22 protein-coding genes are annotated in these 20,490 nt (G+C 72.3%); 10 read left to right on the forward strand and 12 right to left on the reverse strand.

Features of this window, described 5'->3' with window-relative positions:
- Positions 1–20 precede the first annotated feature (20 nt).
- Complete coding sequence (locus ABZ915_RS03185) at positions 21–1,373, forward strand: DUF3500 domain-containing protein (RefSeq protein ID WP_361794864.1); 1,353 nt, start codon at positions 21–23, stop codon at positions 1,371–1,373.
- A 24-nt stretch (positions 1,374–1,397) separates the two neighbouring features.
- Here ABZ915_RS03185 and ABZ915_RS03190 read toward each other — a convergent pair whose 3' ends face one another.
- From ABZ915_RS03190 to ABZ915_RS03200, 3 genes are all read right to left on the reverse strand, one after another.
- The gene (locus ABZ915_RS03190) at positions 1,398–1,832 is read right to left on the reverse strand and encodes a hypothetical protein (protein WP_361794867.1); all 435 of its coding nucleotides are present in this window, start codon (positions 1,830–1,832) and stop codon (positions 1,398–1,400) included.
- A 384-nt stretch (positions 1,833–2,216) separates the two neighbouring features.
- A complete protein-coding gene (locus tag ABZ915_RS03195; protein WP_361794870.1) occupies positions 2,217–3,176 on the reverse strand; it encodes an SMI1/KNR4 family protein in 960 nt (319 codons plus the stop codon).
- A gap of 28 nt (positions 3,177–3,204) precedes the next feature.
- Positions 3,205–4,143, reverse strand: coding sequence for a helix-turn-helix domain-containing protein (locus ABZ915_RS03200; protein ID WP_361794873.1), 939 nt, complete (start codon positions 4,141–4,143; stop codon positions 3,205–3,207).
- A 133-nt stretch (positions 4,144–4,276) separates the two neighbouring features.
- Between ABZ915_RS03200 and ABZ915_RS03205 the strand changes: the two genes are divergently transcribed.
- Positions 4,277–4,588 (forward strand): DUF3817 domain-containing protein, encoded by a 312-nt coding sequence (locus ABZ915_RS03205; protein WP_361794876.1) that lies wholly within the window; start codon positions 4,277–4,279, stop codon positions 4,586–4,588.
- The gene (locus ABZ915_RS03210; RefSeq protein WP_361794879.1) at positions 4,585–5,001 is read left to right on the forward strand and encodes a DUF6010 family protein; all 417 of its coding nucleotides are present in this window, start codon (positions 4,585–4,587) and stop codon (positions 4,999–5,001) included. Before ABZ915_RS03205 ends, ABZ915_RS03210 begins: the two co-directional genes overlap by 4 nt.
- Here ABZ915_RS03210 and ABZ915_RS03215 read toward each other — a convergent pair.
- The 6 genes from ABZ915_RS03215 to ABZ915_RS03240 all read right to left on the reverse strand — a co-directional run bounded on the left by ABZ915_RS03215 (position 4,995) and on the right by ABZ915_RS03240 (position 10,742).
- The gene (locus ABZ915_RS03215) at positions 4,995–6,557 is read right to left on the reverse strand and encodes a hypothetical protein (protein WP_361794882.1); all 1,563 of its coding nucleotides are present in this window, start codon (positions 6,555–6,557) and stop codon (positions 4,995–4,997) included. The two genes, ABZ915_RS03210 and ABZ915_RS03215, sit on opposite strands and share 7 nt — an antisense overlap.
- Before the next feature lie 118 nt (positions 6,558–6,675).
- On the reverse strand, positions 6,676–7,377 hold the full coding sequence (locus ABZ915_RS03220; RefSeq protein WP_361794885.1) for a ferritin-like domain-containing protein: 702 nt from the start codon (positions 7,375–7,377) through the stop codon (positions 6,676–6,678).
- A gap of 101 nt (positions 7,378–7,478) precedes the next feature.
- Positions 7,479–8,492, reverse strand: coding sequence for an MASE1 domain-containing protein (locus ABZ915_RS03225; RefSeq protein ID WP_361794888.1), 1,014 nt, complete (start codon positions 8,490–8,492; stop codon positions 7,479–7,481).
- Positions 8,493–8,564: 72 nt separating this feature from the next.
- Positions 8,565–9,395, reverse strand: a complete 831-nt coding sequence (locus ABZ915_RS03230) for a PP2C family protein-serine/threonine phosphatase (RefSeq protein WP_361794891.1) — start codon at positions 9,393–9,395, stop codon at positions 8,565–8,567.
- Positions 9,396–9,486: 91 nt separating this feature from the next.
- On the reverse strand, positions 9,487–9,807 hold the full coding sequence (locus tag ABZ915_RS03235; RefSeq protein WP_361794894.1) for a hypothetical protein: 321 nt from the start codon (positions 9,805–9,807) through the stop codon (positions 9,487–9,489).
- Between the two features lie 29 nt (positions 9,808–9,836).
- Entirely contained in the window at positions 9,837–10,742 is a 906-nt protein-coding gene (locus ABZ915_RS03240) for an NAD(P)H-binding protein (RefSeq protein ID WP_361794897.1), read from the reverse strand.
- A 141-nt stretch (positions 10,743–10,883) separates the two neighbouring features.
- Here ABZ915_RS03240 and ABZ915_RS03245 point away from each other — a divergent pair, with 141 nt between their 5' ends.
- Complete coding sequence (locus ABZ915_RS03245) at positions 10,884–11,756, forward strand: LysR family transcriptional regulator (RefSeq protein WP_361794900.1); 873 nt, start codon at positions 10,884–10,886, stop codon at positions 11,754–11,756.
- Here the strand turns inward: ABZ915_RS03245 and ABZ915_RS03250 are convergent.
- The 3 genes from ABZ915_RS03250 to ABZ915_RS03260 form a co-directional block, all read right to left on the reverse strand.
- The gene (locus tag ABZ915_RS03250) at positions 11,732–12,460 is read right to left on the reverse strand and encodes a VCBS repeat-containing protein (RefSeq protein ID WP_361794903.1); all 729 of its coding nucleotides are present in this window, start codon (positions 12,458–12,460) and stop codon (positions 11,732–11,734) included. The two genes, ABZ915_RS03245 and ABZ915_RS03250, sit on opposite strands and share 25 nt — an antisense overlap.
- 17 nt (positions 12,461–12,477) lie before the next feature.
- The gene (locus ABZ915_RS03255) at positions 12,478–13,239 is read right to left on the reverse strand and encodes a lysozyme (RefSeq protein ID WP_361795786.1); all 762 of its coding nucleotides are present in this window, start codon (positions 13,237–13,239) and stop codon (positions 12,478–12,480) included.
- A 159-nt stretch (positions 13,240–13,398) separates the two neighbouring features.
- Positions 13,399–14,880 (reverse strand): MFS transporter, encoded by a 1,482-nt coding sequence (locus ABZ915_RS03260; RefSeq protein WP_361794906.1) that lies wholly within the window; start codon positions 14,878–14,880, stop codon positions 13,399–13,401.
- A 185-nt stretch (positions 14,881–15,065) separates the two neighbouring features.
- On the opposite strand from ABZ915_RS03260, the gene ABZ915_RS03265 reads away from it, so the two are divergent.
- Genes ABZ915_RS03265 through ABZ915_RS03290 form a run of 6 tightly spaced genes read left to right on the forward strand, consistent with a single transcriptional unit; the run spans position 15,066 to position 20,485 of the window.
- Positions 15,066–16,670 carry an ATP-binding protein gene (locus tag ABZ915_RS03265; protein WP_361794909.1) on the forward strand — a complete coding sequence of 535 codons (1,605 nt, stop codon included), beginning with the start codon at positions 15,066–15,068 and terminating at the stop codon, positions 16,668–16,670.
- Complete coding sequence (locus ABZ915_RS03270; RefSeq protein ID WP_361445394.1) at positions 16,667–17,074, forward strand: roadblock/LC7 domain-containing protein; 408 nt, start codon at positions 16,667–16,669, stop codon at positions 17,072–17,074. The genes ABZ915_RS03265 and ABZ915_RS03270 overlap by 4 nt, the downstream gene beginning before the upstream one ends.
- Positions 17,071–17,418, forward strand: coding sequence for a DUF742 domain-containing protein (locus ABZ915_RS03275; RefSeq protein WP_361794912.1), 348 nt, complete (start codon positions 17,071–17,073; stop codon positions 17,416–17,418). Before ABZ915_RS03270 ends, ABZ915_RS03275 begins: the two co-directional genes overlap by 4 nt.
- Before the next feature lie 13 nt (positions 17,419–17,431).
- Positions 17,432–18,025: an ATP/GTP-binding protein gene (locus tag ABZ915_RS03280; protein ID WP_361795789.1), complete on the forward strand. Its 594-nt coding sequence runs from the start codon at positions 17,432–17,434 to the stop codon at positions 18,023–18,025.
- Positions 18,022–19,230 carry a cytochrome P450 gene (locus ABZ915_RS03285; protein WP_361794915.1) on the forward strand — a complete coding sequence of 403 codons (1,209 nt, stop codon included), beginning with the start codon at positions 18,022–18,024 and terminating at the stop codon, positions 19,228–19,230. The genes ABZ915_RS03280 and ABZ915_RS03285 overlap by 4 nt, the downstream gene beginning before the upstream one ends.
- 28 nt (positions 19,231–19,258) lie before the next feature.
- A complete protein-coding gene (locus ABZ915_RS03290) occupies positions 19,259–20,485 on the forward strand; it encodes a cytochrome P450 (protein WP_361794918.1) in 1,227 nt (408 codons plus the stop codon).
- Positions 20,486–20,490: the final 5 nt, after the last annotated feature.

Consider the following 20,490-nt stretch of genomic DNA (forward strand, 5'->3'; position numbering starts at 1 on the left):
GACGAAGGGATTCAGCGAAGATGACCGAGCTCGACACCGGGGAGCCGACCGCCCGCGAGCCGCAGCCCGAAGCCGGCCCCAGTGCCCTCGCGAACCGCCGGAACTTCATGCGGAAGGTGTTCTTCGCCGGCGGTGCCACGGCGGTGGCGACGATGGGCGGCGCCGGAGCCTGGACCGCGCTCGCCGACGACACCACCGGCACGGCCGACGCCTCGGCCAGTCCTTCGGCCGGCGCTTCGCCCAGCGGTGCGCCCACCGGAGGCCCGGGCGGCGGCCCCGGGGGTCCCGGGAACCAGTCCATCACCGAGGAGTTCTTCGGCCTGACCACCGACGGCAGGCGGATCGACGACCTGTTCACGATCCACTCCACCGGCGTGGTCACCGCACCCGTGATCTCCGCGGCGAACGCGTTCCTGGACGGGCTCACCGACACCCAGAAGGCCGCGACGCAGTTCACGGTCCACTCCACCGAGTGGCGGCTGTGGAGCAACATCGACTCCTACGCCCGCCAGGGCGTCTCCCTCGCCGACCTGACCGACGACCAGAAGGCCCTCGGCACCGCCCTGCTGAAGGCGGCCCTGAGCGCCGACGGCCTGGAGACCACCGAGAAGATCCGCCGGATCAACCAGGCGGCGGGCGAGGCGATCGGCAACACCAAGTCCTTCAACGAGGACGCCTACTACTGGACCCTGATGGGCAGCCCGTCGGCCACCGAGCCCTGGGGCTTCCAGTTCGACGGCCACCACCTCGTCATCAACTACTTCGTCCTCGGCGACCAGGTCGTGATGAGCCCCTGCTTCTGGGGCTCGGAGCCGACCTCGATGGAGATCGACGGCGAGACGGTGACGGTCTGCCACGAGGAGGTCGCCGCGAGCATCGCCTTCATCAACTCCCTCAGCGAGGCCCAGCAGAAGGTCGCCATCGCCTCCGCCACCAAGTCGAACGAGTCGATGAAGGCGGGCGCGTTCTCCGACAACACGGTGCAGGCGTACCAGGGGCTGCGCGGCAACGCCCTCACCGGCGCCCAGAAGAAGAAGCTGCTCGGCATCGTCGAGGCCTTCGCCGGCCGGGCGAAGGCGGACGTGGCCAGGGTGCGGATGGCCGAGGTCCGCGCGCACCTCGACGACACCCACGTCACCTGGGCCGGGGGCACCGGCGACACCGACGCCTTCTACGTCCGGGTGCACAGCCCCGTCGTATGGGTGGAGGTCGACTGCCAGGCCCCGGGCCCGCTGGCCGGGGCGTACGGCGCGTCGCAGGGCGGCACCCCGACGCAGAAGCACGTCCACTCCATCATCCGCACGCCCAACGGCAACGACTACGGAAGGGAGTTGCTGCGGCAGCACTACCTGACCTCGCCGCATCACCGGTGACGTGAGCGGCTGTGGTTCCCGCCGTCAGGCCCCCTCCAGGTCGGCGGCCAGTTCGGTCCGCCAGCGCACGGACATCCGGTGGAAGAGGATGGTCGCGGCCGCGGCGGGAACCGGCAGCCGAACGAACTCACGGAGCGCGCGGGTGGCCTCCGCCCGGGTGGCCCAGGCATTGAAGTCGTCCTGCGCCACCGGCTCCTCGCGCCGGCGCCCCGCCCCGCACACCAGCTGCCGGGCCGCCCACGTCTCGGCGCCGATGGTGCGGATACGCAGGTCCAGGGGGCCGTCGGGTGTCAGGTCGACGCTCTCACCGCGCCGGATCTTCGCCAGGGCGCCGGCGATCTCGTCGTAGCCGTCGACGCCGGTCTCCGCCGCCAGCCGCGCCAACTGGGCGGCCATGGCCGTACGCAGCCGCTGCGGCGGGGTCCGCTTCACGAGCCCGGCCAGGTCGAAGTCCCGCACCTCGTCGACGTACCGGTGTGCGTCCGGGTCGATGTCGTCCAGCAGCGGCAGGAGCAGCCCACTTCTCAGCTCGGCGTCCGCGTCGTCCTCCGGCCGGTACCGGATGCCGAAGTCCCGCTCGAGTCCGGTCAGAAAGCGGGTGTACGCCGCCGAGGACCCGGGCCACGGATCCGCGCCGCGGTCCTCGCGCGGCGAGTCGGCACGGCGGCCCTCCTCCGGACGCGGGGCGCCGTCCTCGGTGACGGTGACCCGTACCTCCGGTCCCCCCTTGGTCAGGGCGACGGCCCGGGTGCCCGCGGACGCTCTGCGCAGGACCTCGGGCCGTAGGAGCTGGGGCGCGACCCCGTCCTGCGTCCGCGTCCCGTACGCGCCCTCCTGCGTCGCCTACGCCCAGCCACCGGCCGTGCCCGCACGCACCATCGGACGGTACGCCGCCCACGGCGAGTCCGCGGACTCCCGCGCCCGCTCCCGGGTGCGGGGCCGAAGCGTCCCGGGCATCGCGCCCAGCCTGCGCAGCAGTTCGTCCGGGGTGATCGCCTCGGCGAAGACCACGTCGGGCTGGACCGGCGCGGGGGCCGGCGGACCGCTGTGGCGGGTCCTGACGAAGAACAGCCGCTGCCCGCCCTCCGGCATCCCCGCGGTGACCGGGTCCAACGCCCCCGGGGCGGGCGGCTCCGGCTCCGGTTCGGCGGTCGCGGCGGCGAGCGCGAGCGGGGAGACCGGGTCGGGGACGGCGGTCTTCTCGTCGTCCCACAGCAGGACACCGTCCACGGCCAGCGGGGTACGGCCGTTGAACGTGGTGCCGTTCTCCAGCGCGTCAGCGTAGTCGGCCAGGGCGTGGCGCAGGGACGGCCACGGGGTGAAGCCGGGGGCGTACTCGTCGAAGTAGCGGCCTACGCGGCCCCAGTTGGGCCCGGGACGGCAGGAGAGGAAGAGACCGTCGGAGGACTGCCGGCCGATGCCGAGGGTGATCAGCAGCCAGTCGTGGTGCCAGTACTCGGCCAGCTCGTCGTAGTCCTCGTCGTCCTCCTCCAGAGCTTCGCTCGGCTCGACGTCCTCGCCGATCTCCCGCAGGAACTCGGTGCTCCTGACGATGTCCGCGACGCGGGACGGCGGCCCGTAGTACGCCAGCACGGGCGCCCCGTCCTCCAGCTCCACGCCGTCGTGACAGCGCAGCGACGCTCTCAGGTCGGGATGGAAGGCGACGCCCAGCGCGCGCTCGGCGGCCTCGATGTCCGAGGCGGCGGCGGGCGGGCGCAGCCGGGTGTGGCTGACCGGGGCGTGCCGGGCCAGCCATGCGTCGATGCGGGCCCAGGAGTTCTCGACTGCGGCGGGAATGCTCATGGTTGGACCATAGGGTCCGCCACTGACATCAGCTGAAGGTGCGGCGGTAGGTGTGCGGGCTGACGCCGGTGGTGCGTTTGAAACGGTCGCGGAAGGCGGTGGGTGAGCCGAAGCCCACCTGGCCGGCGATGCGTTCGACCGAGTGCTGCGTGGTCTCCAGGAGGTGCTGGGCCTGGCGGATGCGGGCGCGGTGCAGCCATTGCAGCGGGGTGGTGCCGGTCTGTTCGCGGAAGCGGCGGATGAGGGTCCGGGTGCTGGTTCCGGCGTGGGCGGCGATGTCCGCGAGGGAGAGGTCGCGGCCGAGGTTGTCCTGGAGCCAGGTGAGCACGGGTTCGAGGACGGAGCCCTGGGGGGTCGGCGCGTGGTCGTGGACGATGAACTGCGCCTGGCCGCCCTCGCGTTCGAGGGGCATCACGGACAGCCGGGCCGCGTCGGCGGCGACGGCCGAGCCGTAGTCGCGGCGGATCAGGTGCAGGCACAGGTCCAGTCCCGCGGCGGCACCGGCCGAGGTGAGGAACTGGCCGTTGTCGACGTACAGGACGCCCGGGTCGACCTCGATCCGCGGGTGGGCGGCGGCCAGCAGGTCGGCCGCGGTCCAGTGGGTGGTAGCCCGCAGCCCGTCCAGGAGGCCGGTGGCGGCCAGCGGGAAGGTGCCCGAGCAGATGGAGGCGATGCGCGTGCCGTCCTCGGCCGCCGCGCGCAGGGCGTCACGGACGGCGGGCGGGAGCGGGGCCGCGGGGTCGGCGGTTCCGGGCACGATGATCGTGTCCGCGTCCTCGAGCCCGTCCAGGCCCCAGGGTGCGCGCAGGACGAAGGACCCGGCGTCGGTCTCCGGCTGCTCGGCGCACACACGGATCTGGTAGCCGGGGCGCCCGTCCGGGAGGCGGGTGCGGGTGAAGACCTCGATCGGTGTGGACAGGTCGAAGGGGATCACCTGGTCCAGCGCGAGAACGGCGACGGTGTGCATGGCCAGACCCTACCTGTCGCTATCTCGTTGGAAGGTGTCGTTAATGCCACTGGGGCGGCGGGGCGCCGGCTGATTGGCTTCAGGGCATCAGCCGGCACAGGCCGGTCTCCCCGTACCGAATGGACCATCGAGAATGCCCGCGCACCTGCGGCCCCTGCGTATCGCGGCACACGCCGAACTCATCTCACTCGTCATCCTGTTGGGCAATCTCGCCACCGCCCACCTCAAGCCGGTCTCCTCGCTGGTGGGACCGGCCCACGGCTGCGCCTACCTGTTCGTGGTGGGCGCGACCTGGCGCCTGAAGGGGGCCGACCGCACCGCCGGAGCAGCCGCCTTCCTGCCCGGCGTCGGCGGCCTCCTCGCGCTGCGGCTCCTCACCGGCCCGGACACGGCCCGGCACCACACCGAGAACCGGCAGCACACCGAGAAAGCGACCCGGTCTTGAGCTACATCGCCCCGATCCTGATCGGCATCGTCTACGTCCTGCTGATGTCACTGGTCCGCCGTCCGGACAGCCGCCGCCGTCTCAACGCGCTGATGGTGGGCGGCGCCGGGGCCGCCTACCTCAGCGGCGGCGGCTTCGGCGGCTGGGAGTTCCTCTACACCGTCGTGGCCACGTACGTCGCCTACCGCGGCCTGGAGTCCTGGACCTTCATCGGCATCGGCTGGCTGATGCACACCTCGTGGGACCTGTTGCACCACTTCAAGGGCAACCCGATCGTGCCCTTCGAGCACGGCTCCTCCATGGGCTGCGCGATCTGCGACCCGGTCATCGCGCTGTGGTGCTTCCGCGGCGGTCCCCGCGTCACGATCCCCTGGCGGGCGTCACGGACGCGGGAACCGGTCGCCCCTCAGTAACCGCTTCCGAGGGTCTGCTTCGTGTAGGCGCATTCCGTGTAGATGTACCCGGAGCGGAGCTTGGCGGTGTCCGAGGCGGGCGTGGCGGTGCTGTCACCGTGCGGCTTGTGCACGAAGTACGTGGTGCCGACCGGGAGGCTGATCGTCCGCTGCGGATAGTTCTTGCCGCTGCTACAGGGCTTGAACCCGATCCGGATCGTGTCGGCGAAGGTGTAGGTCTTGCAGCTGCCGCATCCCTTGAGCGTGAAGCTGCCCGTGACCGGACCGGTGTAGAGGACGGTGACGTCGTGCGGGCTGTCGTTCTTGACCGTGACGGAGATGCTGCCGCCGGAGGAGGTGGTGGGCAGCTTCTTCCCGGCGGCCGGGAGCGTCTGGGCGACCTCGGCGGCGATGGACACCTTCTTGGCGCGGTCCAGGTTCTTGCTGTGCTTGTTGTCGGCGACGAACTGGTCCATGGTCTTCTGGGCCTCGTCGAAGTCGCCGTCCTTGTACTGGTCGACTCCGCAGGCGTACTCCCCCGCGTCGCCGCTCCGGTCGGCCCGGTCGGCGGCCTTTCCGAGGCCGTCGGCCACGCCCTGGGCCGTCCCCGACAGTTCGGTGATCCGGGTGTTCAGGCCGCGCAACTGCTCGACGGCCGTGCAGGGTTCGCTTCCGCCGACGGCCTTCTCCGCCGTCTTCACCGCCGAGTCGACGGCGGGTACGACCCTGCCCGCCGGCTCGGACTGCGGGAACGTGTCCAGCAGGTCGTCGAACCGCGTGACCCAGTCCGCCTCGCCGCCCGCCAGGCTGCTGGAGCCGCACTCGTACAGCGAGGTGGCCAGCCGGTCGTCGGGCCATCGCGTCAGCGAGCCCAGCTGCTTCTTCGGCATGGTGCGGGGCACCGTACGCAGGTACTTCAGCGGCTCGACCGCGGCGCAGTAGTCCTTGTGGCCGTACGCGGCGCCGACCGTCTCGTAGTAGGTCCGCATCCGGTCGGGGACCTGCCCGGCCGCGCGGGAGCCGGAGTGGTTGACCGCGAGGTCCTTGTACACGTCCAGGGCGGTCCCGTAGTCGGACCTGGCCGCGGTGAACGTGTGCCGGCTGCCCGCGGTCACCAGGTGGTCGGCCCGCTCCAGGCGGTCGAGGAGCGACTGCTCCACGGCTTCCTTGTGCGCGCCGTCGTATCCGACGGCGGCACCGGTCGGTACGGCGAGGAGCAGCAGGCCCAGCAGCAGCGCCAGCGGCGCTCTCCCGGGCCAGGTCAGCCGGGTGCGCAGCCCGGCGACGGCGCCGTGCCCGGCCGCCAGCAACAGGATCACGGCGTAGCCGGCGAGTGCCGCCCCCGGGACACCGTCGGCGTCGGCGGGCAGCGCCACGAGGAGCAGTACGACGGTCGCCACGCAGCACGCGGCCATCGGGATCCATCTTCGGATCAACGCGTACCCGAGGCCCAGTCCGCTGAGGTTGAGCAGTGCGACGGCGGCCGCCCGCAGGCGGTCCGGCGGTGCCGGCGGCGGGCTCGACGGCATGGGTGGTACGGCGAACTGCTGATACGGACCGTACGGATTCCCGGACATGGTGGCTCCCCCCATATAACTACGCCCGCATGTCTGCGGGTTGGCAGTGTACGGCCAGGGGCGCGTACCCGACAGAGGTGTCCATAACGGCGGCCCGCGCCACCGTGCGGCGGCGAGATCAAGCCAAGATCGTACCAACCACGCTCTTCGACGACGCCATGACGTCGGCCACGAACCGCAGGCGGGCGACGCCGAGTTCACGCAGGGCCACGCCGTGGTCGGCGGCCACCACGAGGCAGACCCCGCACAGCAGCAGCTGCCAGGCGACCGTCACCGGGCGGCGCAGCGGACGGGACAGGTCACGGAAGGAGGCGTGCAGCCGCTCGCAGTGGAAGGGCACGTGACGCTGCTCGTCGGCCAGGATGCGGCCCGCCACGTCGGAGGTGAGCGGATCCCCGGCGCCGTCGCGCAGGACCCGGTAGTACCGCAGGGCCACCACTTCCGCGATCATCAGCACCAGCAGCTCCGTGCGCAGCCCCATCATGCGCCGCAGCCGTACGAAGGCCCGGTCGCTCCAGTGGCCGTCCAGTTCCGGCCTGCCGCCGGCGGTCAGCAGGCGGGCCAGCAGCCGGGCGTGGTTCTGCTCCTCGGCGACGAACAGCTTCACCGCGTGCGCGTAGTCGGGGTCACCGGCCTCCTCCGCCTTGGCGATGAGGTTGGCGCCGTCACCGTCCTCGCCGACCTGGAAACGCTGGATGCTCGCCCACACCGCGCGGTGGAGGGAAGCTCCCTGTGCCCAGTGCGGGTCCGGCTCGGCCCGTCTGCGCTGGTCCTCCTCCTCGAAACGACGTGTCCAGTCCGCGAATCCGCCCGTCGGCACCCGGCCTCCCCTCGCCTTTCGGGCACCGTCGCGTGCCCTGGTCGAGAAGGACGCGGACGGTGGCCGAATCGTTCCGCCGGGGCGCCGGGCCGCGTACCGGTTCAGGTCTCGCCGGCCCGGCGCCGTCCCTCGTCGGTGTCCGTGGGTGCGCGGCCGTGCGGGACGTCGCCCGCGGTGAGGTGCTCCAGCACTTCGGCCAGTTCCTGACAGGCACGCTCCACGGACGTTCTCATGGTGTGCCGCTCGGTGATCACGGCCGAGAGCAGGAGGGCGGTCAGGGCCATCGTGCCGTTGAAGGCCTGGAGCTTCATCATCACCTCGACACCGGACAGTCGTTCGAACGCCCCGATGCGCTGTGTGGCCGCGACGGTGGCCAGGACCGAGGTGAGGAGGGCGCACAGCATGCTGCCGGCCAGCCGGAAGCGCAGCGCTGCCCAGACGAGCAGCGGATAGACGAGGAAGAGCAGACTGGCGTGGCTGCGCGTGGCCAGCGGTACGAGAGCGCAGGCGACGAGCACCACGATCGAGGCCTCCGGCCACCGCCCCATCCGGGGCGGGCGGCGCCTCCGGTACAGCACCAGCAGGATCGGGGTCACGATCAGGACGCCCATCGCGTCGCCCACCCACCAGGCCAGCCAGACGAGCCAGAAGTCCTGGCCGGCGAGCTTTCCCGCGAGGACCAGGAGACAGGCACCGACGGTCGCGCTGATCAGCATGGCGGCCAGCGCCCCCAGGAACACCAGTACGAGGCCGTCCCGCAGCCGGCCGAGGTCGGTCCGGAAGCCGACCCGGCGCAGCAGGAGACACGCGCACACGGGGGCGGCGGTGTTGCCCAGGACGATGCCGACGGCGTCGAGCTCGACCGCCGGGAGGGACATGACGATGAAGAGGGCCCCGAGCGCGATACCGGGCCACACCCGCATCCCGAGGATCAGCAGACAGGCCACCGCGACGCCGGCCGGCGGCCAGATGGGTGTCACCACGGCGCCCTCGACGACCAGCCGGCGCAGCAGCCCGACGCGCCCTGCCGCGTAGTAGCAGACGGCGACGGCCGACGTCCACAGAGCGAGGACAGCCGGCCGGCTCAGATCCCGAACACCCACCACAGCAGCCATCAGACACCGCCGCCGCCCGGTCGGCGAGGCGAGAGCCGCCACGCCCGCCCGTACGCGTGCCCGGACGGTTCGCTACGGTTCGAAGTCGATGCCGCCGTGGCCCACGACCAGTACGGCCGCGTCGTCCTCGTGTCCCACCTGGTCGGCGCCCTTGATCACGGCGGCGGCGAGCGCGTTCGCGTCGAGGCCTGCGACCGCGGCGATTCCGGCGAGCCGTGCCACCTGGTCGAGTCCCTCCCCCAGGCTCAGGTCGGGCCCCTCCACCACGCCGTCCGTCAGCAGGACGAACACCCCGCCCGGGTCGAGCCGGAACCGGGCCACCGGGTACTCCATCCCCTCGGCGATGCCGAGCGGCGGTCCGCACTCGTCCTCGGCCGTGCCGGACTTCCCGTCGGCCGTCGCCCACACGAAGGGGATGTGACCGGCCCGCGCGCTCTCCAGCACCCCGGTGGACGGGTCGAGCCGTACGAACGTGCAGGTGACGAACAGGTCGCCGCCCAGGGAGAGCAGCAGCTCGTTCGTGCGGGCGAGGAGCTCGCCCGGTTCGCTCGTGACGGAGGCGAGCGCGCGCAGCCCGGCCCGGACCTGGCCCATGAAGGCGGCCGCCTCGGTGTTGTGGCCCTGGACGTCGCCGATGGACAGGCCGAGGCGGCCGTCGGGCAGGGTGAAGGCGTCGTACCAGTCGCCGCCCACGTGGAGCCCGTGGCAGGCGGGCGCGTAGCGCACGCCCAGCCGGACCCCCGGGGCGGTGGGCAGGTCCCCGGGGAGCATGCCCCGCTGGAGCGCGATGGCCAGTTCGACCTGGGAGCGCTGGAGCTCCGCGCGCTGACGCGCCTGGGCGGTGAGCGATCCGAGTCTGGCAAGCAACTCGTCGCCGTCGTCCGTTGAGCGCTTGCGGGGCATCGATCTCTCCGGCGGGGCTGCGGCCTTTCTAGGGCAAAACCCCTTCTTCTACCCTTCGAGGATCATAACGACCCGGGTGCCCGGCCCGCAGTCAGCCGACGTCGGAATCGATGCCGGTGATCACCGCGGGCCCCAGCGGCGCATTGCTCGGATCGAGCCCCGCGTCGCGCAGCGCGGAGTCCGCGAGGTCCCGGGCACCCTCCTCGGCATGGGCGCCGCTGTCCGCCTCCACGGACAGCCGGATGGTGAAGGTGTTGTCCTCATTGACGGTGAGGGCGTCCAGGTCCTGGGTGCTGCCCGTCCGAGTGGTGTGGGGATCGGCCGGCCGCAGTGCCCGGCTCAGCCGTGTCCGCTCGCCCTCCTCGATCCCGGTGGTGAAGGTGCCGGGAACGGTGATCAGGTACGTGGTCATGACGATCCTTTCCTCGGATGTCACACCGCCTACCCCTGAGAGCCCGTGGCCATCACGGCCGGCCGGAGTACCTCCTCGCACCACTGGCGGAATCCGGTGGGCGCGGTCTCGGGAGTGCTCGGCGCGCCGGCGCCGTAGAAGCCCTGGTCGCGCAGGGCGTCCACCATGTCGGCCAGCCCCCGCGACCAGGCCTCGCTCACGCCATGGCTGAGCAGCGTCGCCTTGTAGTCCGCGCTGCTGACGGCCTGGAAGCGCACCGGGCGGTCCAGCACCTCGGAGACGACCCGTGCCATGCCCTCGGGGGTCAGGTCGTCGGGTCCGACCAGCGGGACGTCGTCCTGCCCGGTCCAGGTGCCGTCGAGCAGCAGCCGGGCCGCCGTGGCGCCGATGTCCCGGGTGGCGCAGGTGCGCAGCACCCGGTCCTCGGCCGCCGCCAGGAAGAACACACCAGAGGTGCCGATCGACTCGGCCTGGCCCAGCAGGTTCTCCATCAGGAACGGCGGGCAGAGTGCCCGGTAGTGCACCCCCATGGCGGCGATCGCCTCGTCCATGGCGAGCGACGCCGATATCTGCCCGGCGTTCTTCGCCACCGGGCGGCCCAGCGTCGAGACGCCGACGATCCGTTCGACGCCCTGGCCCGCGGTCACCTCCCGCAGCGGCTCGGTGAAGGCGCGGAAGTGGCCCTCGACGCTGTCGGCCGAGGGGGTCGGGGGCACCAGCCAGAACAGGCGGTCGGCGCCGGCGCACGCCTCCTTCAGAACGACGGGATCGGCATGCGACCCCGGCACCACCTCGACCCGCTCGCGCACCCGTGCGGGAAGGCGAGCGGGGTCGCGGGCGATCACCCTGATCCCGGGCGCACCTTCCAGGGCGTCGAGGAGGCGGTCGACGACCTCCCGGCCGATCTGACCGGTGGGCGTGGTGACGACGATCATGAAAAACTCCAAGTCGGGCTGTTTCTCCGGGTGTTCCGGCTGCCGTCGAGCCTGCTGCGTCACCCGCGTGAACTGAAGGACCGATCCGCTCCCGCTTGTTACCCTGACGGTCATACCGACGGGCCGAAAGAGAGGAGAAGCGTGGAATCCCGCCTGCTGCGCTACTTCGTCGCCGTCGCCGAGGAACTCAACTTCGCCAGGGCCGCCGAGCGGCTGGGCATGTCCCCGCCGCCGTTGTCCCGTGCGATCCGCCAACTGGAGACGGAGCTGGGCGTCACCCTTCTCGAGCGGACCACCCACAGCGTGGCGCTGACCCCGGCCGGATCGGTGCTCCTCGGGGAGGCGCGGATCGCCCTGGACGCCCTGGAGGCCGCGGGCCGGCGGGCCCGGCGCGCGGCCGCCCCGGAGCCGAAGCTGGTCCTGGCCGTCAAGGCCGACGGGGACGGGGGGCTGCTGGAGCCGATCCTGGCGCGCTTCGCGGCCGAGCCCGAGGCCGTACCGGTCGCCGTCCGGCTGTGCGGCTGGCAGGAGCAGCCGCAGCTGCTGCGCCGGGGGGAGGCCGACGCGGCCCTGGTGTTCGAGCCCTTCGACCGTACGGGTCTGGACGCCGAGACGCTGGCCGCCGAACCGCGCGTCGTGGCCCTCGCCGCCGGGCACCCGCTCGCCGCCCGGGACCGCCCGGTCCTCGCCGATCTCGGACTGCGTCCCGGCGATGTGCACCGGTTCATCGACGAGACCCGCGGCGTGGGCCGTGACCTCGCGCAGCTGCTCACGCTCGTCGGTCTCGGCGATCTCACCCCGCTGCTGCCCGCGTCGGTCGCCGCGCGCTACCCGCGCCCCGGCGTCGTCTACCGGCCGGTCCCGGACGCGCCGCCCGTGGTCTTCGCCATCGCCTGGCCGCAGCAGTCCCGTTCGACGGCCGTGGCGGCACTCGTCCGTGCGGCCTCGGCCGTGGCCGAGGCCGGCCCGGGGACCGCACGGGAGGAGAGCTACTCCCCCGCACACCGCGGGTAGAACGGACTCAGCCCGGGATAAGGCATGTCGGTGGGCGTGGGATCGTCCGTCTGTTCCGCGGTGACGACGTACTTGCCGGTGTATCTCCCGATGCCCGCGGACTTCTCGCCGAGCCGGCCCCGGGTCTGGTACACGCCGTCACCGTCGTAGATGTAGGCGGCGAGGTCGGGGTACCGGTCGTGGTTGTAGTCGGCGACGGCGACGCCGCGGGTCTCGCCGAGGTCGAGGTGCCGGGGGTCGTGGCCGCGGCCGGTACGCGCGAAGGGGCCGCGCCTGAGTTCGGCGAGGCGCGGCTCGATCGGGTCGTCGCCCTGCCACTTGCCCGTGGCCACCACGACGAGGTCCGCCCATCCGTCGCGGTCGAAGTCCGCCACGGCGGCCAGATCTGTCTCCTTGGGCCCTTGGCCGCCGACCAGGTCACGGACGCCGACCCGCTTCCCGGCGCCGGACGCGGTCCCGAACGTGATGGTCAGCCGGGCACCGGCACCGGAGGGGTCGGACACCCGGTCGGCGTGGCCGTCGGCGTCCAGGTCCGCGATGAGGTCGCCGGACCCGGTCACGCACGACTTGATCGCGGACGGCGCCACCGGACGCGGCGGCGCCGTTCCCCGGAAGGTGTTGAACGAGCCGGCGAAGACCGCCAGGGCCGCCGCCACGACGGCGACGACCCGGCGCGGCCGAATTGTGTGCGCTGTCAGGGGCATCCGGGCATGATGCCATGTCAGCCCTTGGCAAAGTCCCGCAGTTTGTCGGCGGACCCGTTGAACCTGTCGTGGTCGCCCACCGTCGCCCCGGTCGAGGTGTACTGCCACATGGTGTACGAGGACCAGCCGGGCGGCAGGTCGCCCACGGTCGACGCGTACCGGGCGATCCACAGCGGGTTGGCCGCGGCGAAGCCCGCGTAGTTGCCCGTACAGGTGTTCCACCAACTGGTGGCGGTGTAGATCACGGCGGCTCGGCCGGTGCGGGACTTGTACCGGTTCAGGAAGTCACGGATCCAGGTCACCATGGCGCTCGGTGTCTTGCCGTAGCAGTCGGCGCCGTACGGGTTCCACTCGATGTCCAGCACGCCGGGCAGGGTGATGCCGTCCTTGCTCCAGCCGCCGCCGTGATCGACGAAGTAGTCGGCCTGGGTGGCGCCGCCCGTGGTGTCGGGGGTGGCGAAGTGGTAGCCGCCGCGGACCATGCCGACACCGGTCGCGCCGGTGTACTGACCGGAGAAGGAGGGGTTGGTGTAGTAGGTGCCCTCGGTGGCCTTGGTGTAGGCCCATCTGACGCCGCTGTTCCACAAGGTGGACCAGGCGACGTCGCCCTGGTAGCTGGCGACGTCGACGCCTTCGGTCTGGCCGGCGCGCGGGCCGCCCGGGGCGGGGCTGGAGCCGTCGTGGGCCTCGACTCCCATGCCCATGTGGGCGGAGCCGCGGGCCGGGGTGTCGTCGGCGGAGGCGGGGACGGTGAACGGGGAGGTGAGCAGCGCCAGCAGGGCGGCCGGAACGGCGGCGGCGAAGAGGCGGGCGCGCTTGGGGTGAAGGGCTATGAGTGGTCGCACAGACATCATCCGACCCGCTGCCGGTCCCCGTCGCACGCCAAGTACCGCCGTATGACGGCCCGTCGGGCCCAGAAGGCCTCCGTACGAGTGATGTCAGCCCTGGCCGGCGTGGGTGTGGCTGTGCGGCACCTCGGGCTTGCGGGGCGGCGAGGCCACCCTGCGGTCGCGAAGCCAGTCGTGGACCGCCAGACCCAGTGCGCACAGCACGGGCAGGACCCCGCAGCCGACGGCCAGGGCGACGGCGGTGCGGTAGTCGTGGGGGTGTGCGCCGAGCACCACGTAGAACAGGCCGGGCAGTGCCGCCGTACCGACCGCCCCGCCCAGCCGCTGCCCCGTCTGGAGCGCCCCGCCGGCGGCTCCCGCCATCCGCACCGGGACGTCCCGCAGCGTCATCGTCACATTGGGGGAGATCACGCAGCCGCTGCCCACGCCGCCGAGGAACAGGGCGGGGAGGACGAGCCACACCGAGCTGTCGCCGGGCGCGAGGCGCAGGACCAGGGCCGTCGCGCCCAGTCCCAGGACGACGGCGGCCAGGCCCCACACGGTCAGCAGCCGGCCGAACCGCTCCACCAGGCGGCCGGCGATCGCGGCGGCCAGGGCGGAACCGATGGCGAACGGTGTCACCGCGAGCCCGGACCGCAGCGGGCTGTAGTCCTGGCCGTTCTGGAAGAAGAGGGCGAACACCAGCCACACCCCGCTGAAGCCGACGAAGTACAGCGTGGCGATGGCGGCGCCGACGGCGTACCCGCGGGTCCGGGTCACCAGCCGCGGGTCGAGCAGCGGCCGGCCGTCACGCACCGCGACCCTCCGCTCCCACCGGGCGAACGCCCCCAGGAGGGCGAGCCCGAGCAGGAACAGCCACCACAGCCGCCGCACCCCGCCCGATTCCGCCAGCACCAGGGGGAGCATCAGCGCCAGGACCCCGCAGCCCAGGAGCAGCACACCGCCCAGGTCGAGCCGCTCGCGCCGGCCCGGGGCCACCTTGGGCAGCAGCCGGAGGCCGAGGAGGAGTGCGAGGACGCCGACCGGTACGTTCACGTAGAAGATCCAGCGCCAGCCCTGGGGGCCGTCCGCCAGCCTGAGGATCAGCCCGCCGGCGACCGGGCCCACGGCACTGGAGATGCCCACGGTCGCCCCGAAGAGGCCGAAGGCCTTGCCGCGGTCGGCTCCGCGGAACATCTGCTGGATGAGGGCGGAGTTCTGCGGGGCGAGACAGCCCGCGGCGACCCCCTGGGCCAGCCGGGCCGCGACGAGCAGGGCGATCGTGCCGGCCGCGCCCGCCGCGGCACTGCACACGACGAACGCGCCGAGCGCCAGCAGGAAGACGCGGCGCCGGCCGACCGTGTCCCCGATCCGTCCGGCGGTCACCAGCACCAGGGCGAAGGCCAGGGCGTAGCCGGATACCACCCACTGGATGGCCGGTGCCGACGCGTGCAGGTCCCGCTGCATGGAGGGCAGCGCGACCGCGACGATCGTGACGTCCAGCAGGCTCATGAACCCGGCGACCAACGTGACCGCCAGGGCCTTCCAGCGCCTGGGATCGCGCCCGTCGTCCGCCCGTGTGCCCGGTTCCACTGGTTTACTCCTGTGCCCTTTCGTCACGTCATTGGGGCGAGTACCCATTTGTTTTGCGCAATGACTTCAGAACCTTTCCAATCCGATCAAGAACTCTCGTATAGTGACGCCCTGTTGAGCACCAAGCGTCACCACTCACTCACATCTGCCGGCGATCACACCAGCAGCTGCCCTAGGACCCACTGATGACCGCGCCCACGCCTGACGGCGAACGCCCCACATTCCGCACGATCGCCCCCGCACTGGCGCTGACCGGCATCCTGTCCGCGTTCGTCATCGTCACGGCGGTCGACCTGGCGCCGACGTCGGTACGTACCCCGCTCGCCTGGGCGGCGAGTGCCGCGGCACTGGTGCTGTGCGCGGCGGTGGCGTCCGCCGTGCACGCCGTACAGGGCGAGCGCAGTGCCCGGCGCAGGCTGGAGACCGTGACCCAGGACCTCGGCCGGCTTCTTCAGCAGCAGGCTCGGGCGACCGAGGAGTCCCGGCAGGAGCAGCAGCACCTGATCGACGAACTCGCCGAGCAGCGCGCCGAGTTGACCGCGTCCTTCGACCAGGAGCGGACCCGGGTCGAGACGGAGGCCGCCCAGGAGCTCGACCACCTCGACCGGGACAACACGCGCCTCGCCGCGGAGCTCGAGCGCGCCACCCGGGAGCGGGCGGCGGCGATCGCCGCGACGTCCAGCGCGGCCGGCCGTATGCAGGCCCTGGCCACCGCCACCCTCGCCGACCTGCGCGCGATGGAGGACCGCCACACCGACGAGGAGGTCCTCGCCGACCTCCTCCATCTCGACCACCGCACCGCGCAGGCCGGCCGGCTGGCCGACTCGATCGCCGTGCTGACCGGCGCGCGCTCCGGCCGGCGCTGGGCGCGGCCGATCGCGATGGAATCGATCCTGCGCGGGGCGATGGGCCGGATCAGCGGTTACCAGCGGGTGCGGGTGCACTCGGTCAGCGACGAGGCCGTCGCCGGTCACGCGGCCGAGGGCGTGATGCACGCGCTGGCCGAGCTGCTCGACAACGCCGCCAACTTCTCGCCCCCGACGGCCGAGGTCCACGTGTACGTGGAGGAGGTGCCGGCCGGCGTCATCGTGTCCGTCGAGGACAGCGGACTGGTGATGGGGGACGTCCAGCTGCGCCGCGCCGAACAGGCGGTGGCCGGTGACAGCTCCGAGTTCGGCGGTCTGACCGGCACCCGGCTGGGACTCGCCGTGGTGGGCCGGCTGGCCCGCAAGCACGGTCTGACGGTGTCCTTCCGGCCGTCCGCGCGCGGCGGCACGGGCGTACTGATGCTCATCCCGCAGGAGATCCTGACCAGCCCGCACACGGCCGAACCGCCTTCCGCCGTCGCGTCGCCCGCCGCCGAGCGGACACGTCCCGCCGAGCCGGACGCCCCGGCCGCCGAGGTGATCGTGACGGACCCCACCCCGGTCCACGAGACTGCGGACGGCGACACGGCCGGCCGGGACGACACAGACGGCACGGACGACGAGGCCGACCCGTCGGCGGCCCTGCCCAAGCGGCGCCGGGGCCGCACCCTCGCCGCCGCCGAGCGCTCGAAGCCCGCGCCCGGGACCGCCGCGCCGGACCGTACTCCCCCGGCCGCCGACGACGCCAAGGTCCGTGCCGCCCGCTTCAGCAGCTTCCGTCAGGCCGTACGCGCACCGGCCGCGGACCACACCGTGGCCGACGTGGCCGACGTGGCCGACCACACCGCCTCCGACGACACCGCGCCGCCGAGCACGAACCCCTCCCACCCGCAGGCACACCCGGAAGGCGACACCACTTCATGACCGGCAGAACCACCGCCGACGAGAAGCTCACCTGGCTCATCGAGGGTCTTCTGGAGCGCACCCCGGGCGCGCGCCACGCGCTCGTGCTCTCCCGGGACGGGCTGAAACTGTGCCGCACCCCGGAACTGACCGTCGACCAGGCCGACCAGCTCGCGGCGATCGCGGCCGGCATCCAGTCGCTGTCGCACGGGGCGTCCGTGGAGTTCGGCGACGGCAGCGGAGGCGTGCGGTCGGCGATGACCGAGTTCTACGGGGGCGTGCTGTTCATCGTGGAGGCCGGCGAGGGTGCCCACCTCGCCGTCGTGACCACCGAGGACGCGGACCCCGGGCTGGTGGGGCACAACATGAGCGAACTGGTGGAGCAGCTCGGCGAGCACCTGAGCGCTCCACCCCGTACCTCATGAGCCGCCCCGGCCGGGACGACGCTCCCGACCGCCTCTACACCATCACGGGTGGGCGCAGCCGGTCCGCTCCCGACAACCCCTTCGACCTGGTCACGCTCGTCGTCGCCGAGTCGGCGCCGGCCCCCGGGATGCAGTCCGAGCTCGCGGCGATCCTGCGGCTGGCCGAGTCCCCCACCTCCGTGGTGGAGATCGCCGCCGAGCTGCGGCTGCCCGTGAGCATCACCAAGGTCCTGCTGTGCGACCTGCTGGCGGCGGGCCGCGTCAGCGCCCGCCACCCCCGCACGGCGGCCGTTTACGACCCCGACATCCTGGAGCAGGTGCTCGTTGGACTCCGTAACCTCTGACGCGCGCACCCCGCTGGGTGCCTCCGCCGACAACGGTCTGAAGATCGTGGTCGTGGGCGGTTTCGGCGTCGGCAAGACCACCCTGGTCCGCTCGGTCAGCGAGATCCGTCCCCTCAACACCGAGGAGACGATGACCCAGGCGGGCGAGGCGGTCGACGACATCCGGGAGGTGCGCGGCAAGACCGCCACCACCGTCGCCTTCGACTTCGGCCGGATCTCGCTGGACGCGCGCAACGTGCTGTACCTGTTCGGCGCGCCCGGCCAGGAGCGGTTCTGGTTCCTGTGGGACCGGCTGTTCTCCGGCACACTCGGCGCGGTCGTCCTCGTCGACACCCGGCGGATCGACGACTCCTGGTACGCCATCGACCGGCTCGAGCACCACGGCACGCCGTTCATCGTGGCCTGCAACGACTTCGGCGGCCCCGCCCACGCGCCGGACGCGGTCCGCGAGGCCCTCGACCTGGACCCGCACGTGCCGCTGATCGACTGCGACGCCCGCTCCCGCGAGTCGAGCAAGCACGTGCTCATCACCCTGGTCCAGCACATCCAGCAGCACTACGCCGGCCGGTCCGCCCCGGCGGCCCTGCCCCGACAGGAGTTCGTGTGACCCCCGACGCCGTCCCCCTCAGCGGCCCCCGGTTCCAGACCGAGCCCGCCCGTCTGTACCGGGAGATGCGGCGCGAACACGGCGCCGTCGCCCCGGTGCTGCTCGACGGCGACGTGCCCGCCTGGCTGGTGCTCGGCTACCGCGAACTGCACCAGGTCACCGGCGACCCGGTACTGTTCAGCCGCGACTCCGACCTGTGGAACCAGTGGGACATGATCCCCGCCGACTGGCCGCTGCTGCCGATGATCGGCCGCAAGCAGCCGTCGATCCTCTACACCGTCGGCGAGCGCCACCGGCAGCGTGCCGCGATGATCAGCAACGCCCTGGAGGCGGTGGACCCGTCCGCGCTGCGCGGCCACGCCGAACGGTTCGCGGACGAACTCGTCGACGCCGTGTGCACCGTGGGCACGGCCGACCTGATCGGCCAGTACGCGATGCTGCTGCCGGTGCGCGTCCTGGCCCGGCTCTACGGCTTCTCCGACGAGGAGGGGCCGGGCCTCGTCACCGCCCTCAACGACATGATCGACGGCCGGGAGCGGGCCATCGCGGGCCAGACCCATCTGGCCGGCTCGATGGTGCAGCTGCTCGCCGACCGCCGGGCTGCACCGGCCGACGACGTGGTCTCCCGGATGCTCGCCGACGAAAGCGGCTTCAGCGACGAGGAGATCGCCCAGGACCTGATGGTGATGATGGCGGCCGGGCACCAGCCGACCGCCGACTGGATCGGCAACTCGCTCAGGCTGATGCTCACCGACGACCGCTTCGCCGCCTCCCTCTTCGGCGGGCGCAACAGCGTCGGCGAGGCCATGAACGAGGTGCTGTGGGAGGACACACCCAGCCAGAACATCGCCGGCCGCTGGGCCTCCCGCGACACCCACCTCGGCGGCCGCCGCGTCCGGGCCGGCGACCTGCTGCTGCTCGGCCTTCAGGGCGCCAACTCCGACCCGCAGGTCCGCACCGACGGCTCGGCCCTGACCGGCGGCAACAACGCGCACTTCTCCTTCGGCCACGGCGAGCACCGCTGCCCGTTCCCCGCGCAGGAGGTCGCCGAGGTGATCGCGCGGACCGGCATCGAGGTCGTACTCGACCGGCTGCCGGACATCGACCTGGCGGTGCCCGCCGGGTCCCTCACCCGTCGGCCCTCGCCCTGGCTGCGGGGTCTGACCGAGCTGCCCGTGCGGTTCACGCCCGTACCCGCCCTCTGATCCCGCCTGCCCTGGGAGGCATGTCACGATGACGACCGGCACCGAAGCATCCCGGATCGCCCTCGACCCCTTCGTCACCGACCTGGACGGCGAGAGCGCGGCGTTACGCGCGGCCGGCCCGCTCGCCGCCGTCGAACTGCCGGGCGGCGTCCCCGTCTGGGCCGTCACCCATCACGCCGAGGCCAAGGCGCTGCTCACCGATCCGCGTCTGGTGAAGGACATCAACGTGTGGGGCGCCTGGCAGCGCGGGGAGATCCCCGCCAACTGGCCGCTGATCGGCCTGGCGAACCCGGGCCGTTCCATGCTGACCGTGGACGGCGCGGACCACCGCCGGATGCGCACACTGGTCGCGCAGGCGCTCACCCCGCGCCGGGTGGAGCAGCTGCGGGAGCGGATCACCAAGCTCACCGAGGAACTGCTCGACCGGCTGCCCGCGGATGCCGCCGTCGTCGACCTCAAGACGGACTTCGCCTACCCGCTGCCCATGTACGTCATCGCCGACCTCATGGGCCTCGACGAGGCCCGGCTGCCCCGGCTGAAGGTGCTGTTCGAGAAGTTCTTCTCGACCCAGACGCCGCCCGAGGAGGTCATCGCGACCCTGACGGAGCTGGCGCAGATCATGGCGGAGTCGGTGGCCGCCAAGCGGGCGGCTCCGGGCGACGATCTGACCAGCGCCCTGATCCTCGCCTCCGAGGACGGCGACCGGCTCACCGACGAGGAGATCGTCTCCACTCTCCAGCTGATGGTCGCCGCGGGCCACGAGACGACCATCTCCCTGATCGTCAACGCCGTCGTCAACCTCTCCACCCACCCCGACCAGCGTGCCCTCGTGCTGTCCGGCGAGGCGGACTGGTCGGACGTGGTCGAGGAGACCCTGCGCTGGTCCACGCCGACCTCGCACGTCCTGATCCGCTTCGCGACCGAGGACGTGCCGGTCGGCGACCGGGTGATCCCCGCGGGCGACGCGCTGATCGTGTCGTACGGCGCGCTGGGCCGGGACGAGCAGGCGCACGGGCCGACCGCGGGTGACTTCGACATCACCCGCGAGTCGACAAACCGTCACATCTCCTTCGGCCACGGCCCGCACGTCTGCCCGGGCGCGGCCCTGTCCCGGCTGGAGGCCGGGGTGGCGCTGCCCGCGCTGTACGCCCGTTTCCCCGGCCTCGACCTGGCGGTACCCGCGTCGGAGCTGCGCAACAAGCCGGTGGTGACGCAGAACGACCTGTTCGAGCTTCCGGTACGGCTCAACCCCTAGCAGCC

The organism is Streptomyces sp. NPDC046915, assembly GCF_040644935.1.
Taxonomy (GTDB): domain Bacteria; phylum Actinomycetota; class Actinomycetes; order Streptomycetales; family Streptomycetaceae; genus Streptomyces.

Bases quoted from the DNA above. Each gene is read 5' to 3' on its own strand.
- ABZ915_RS03230 (WP_361794891.1), bottom strand. From the start codon at position 9,395: ATGCCCCGCAAGCGCTCAACGGACGACGGCGACGAGTTGCTTGCCAGA.
- ABZ915_RS03275 (WP_361794912.1), top strand. From the start codon at position 17,071: ATGAGCCGCCCCGGCCGGGACGACGCTCCCGACCGCCTCTACACCATC.
- ABZ915_RS03270 (WP_361445394.1), top strand. From the start codon at position 16,667: ATGACCGGCAGAACCACCGCCGACGAGAAGCTCACCTGGCTCATCGAG.
- ABZ915_RS03290 (WP_361794918.1), top strand. From the start codon at position 19,259: ATGACGACCGGCACCGAAGCATCCCGGATCGCCCTCGACCCCTTCGTC.
- ABZ915_RS03225 (WP_361794888.1), bottom strand. From the start codon at position 8,492: ATGGCTGCTGTGGTGGGTGTTCGGGATCTGAGCCGGCCGGCTGTCCTC.
- ABZ915_RS03235 (WP_361794894.1), bottom strand. From the start codon at position 9,807: ATGACCACGTACCTGATCACCGTTCCCGGCACCTTCACCACCGGGATC.
- ABZ915_RS03200 (WP_361794873.1), bottom strand. From the start codon at position 4,143: ATGCACACCGTCGCCGTTCTCGCGCTGGACCAGGTGATCCCCTTCGAC.
- ABZ915_RS03205 (WP_361794876.1), top strand. From the start codon at position 4,277: ATGCCCGCGCACCTGCGGCCCCTGCGTATCGCGGCACACGCCGAACTC.
- ABZ915_RS03265 (WP_361794909.1), top strand. From the start codon at position 15,066: ATGACCGCGCCCACGCCTGACGGCGAACGCCCCACATTCCGCACGATC.
- ABZ915_RS03240 (WP_361794897.1), bottom strand. From the start codon at position 10,742: ATGATCGTCGTCACCACGCCCACCGGTCAGATCGGCCGGGAGGTCGTC.
- ABZ915_RS03250 (WP_361794903.1), bottom strand. From the start codon at position 12,460: ATGCCCCTGACAGCGCACACAATTCGGCCGCGCCGGGTCGTCGCCGTC.
- ABZ915_RS03195 (WP_361794870.1), bottom strand. From the start codon at position 3,176: ATGAGCATTCCCGCCGCAGTCGAGAACTCCTGGGCCCGCATCGACGCA.
- ABZ915_RS03185 (WP_361794864.1), top strand. From the start codon at position 21: ATGACCGAGCTCGACACCGGGGAGCCGACCGCCCGCGAGCCGCAGCCC.
- ABZ915_RS03215 (WP_361794882.1), bottom strand. From the start codon at position 6,557: ATGTCCGGGAATCCGTACGGTCCGTATCAGCAGTTCGCCGTACCACCC.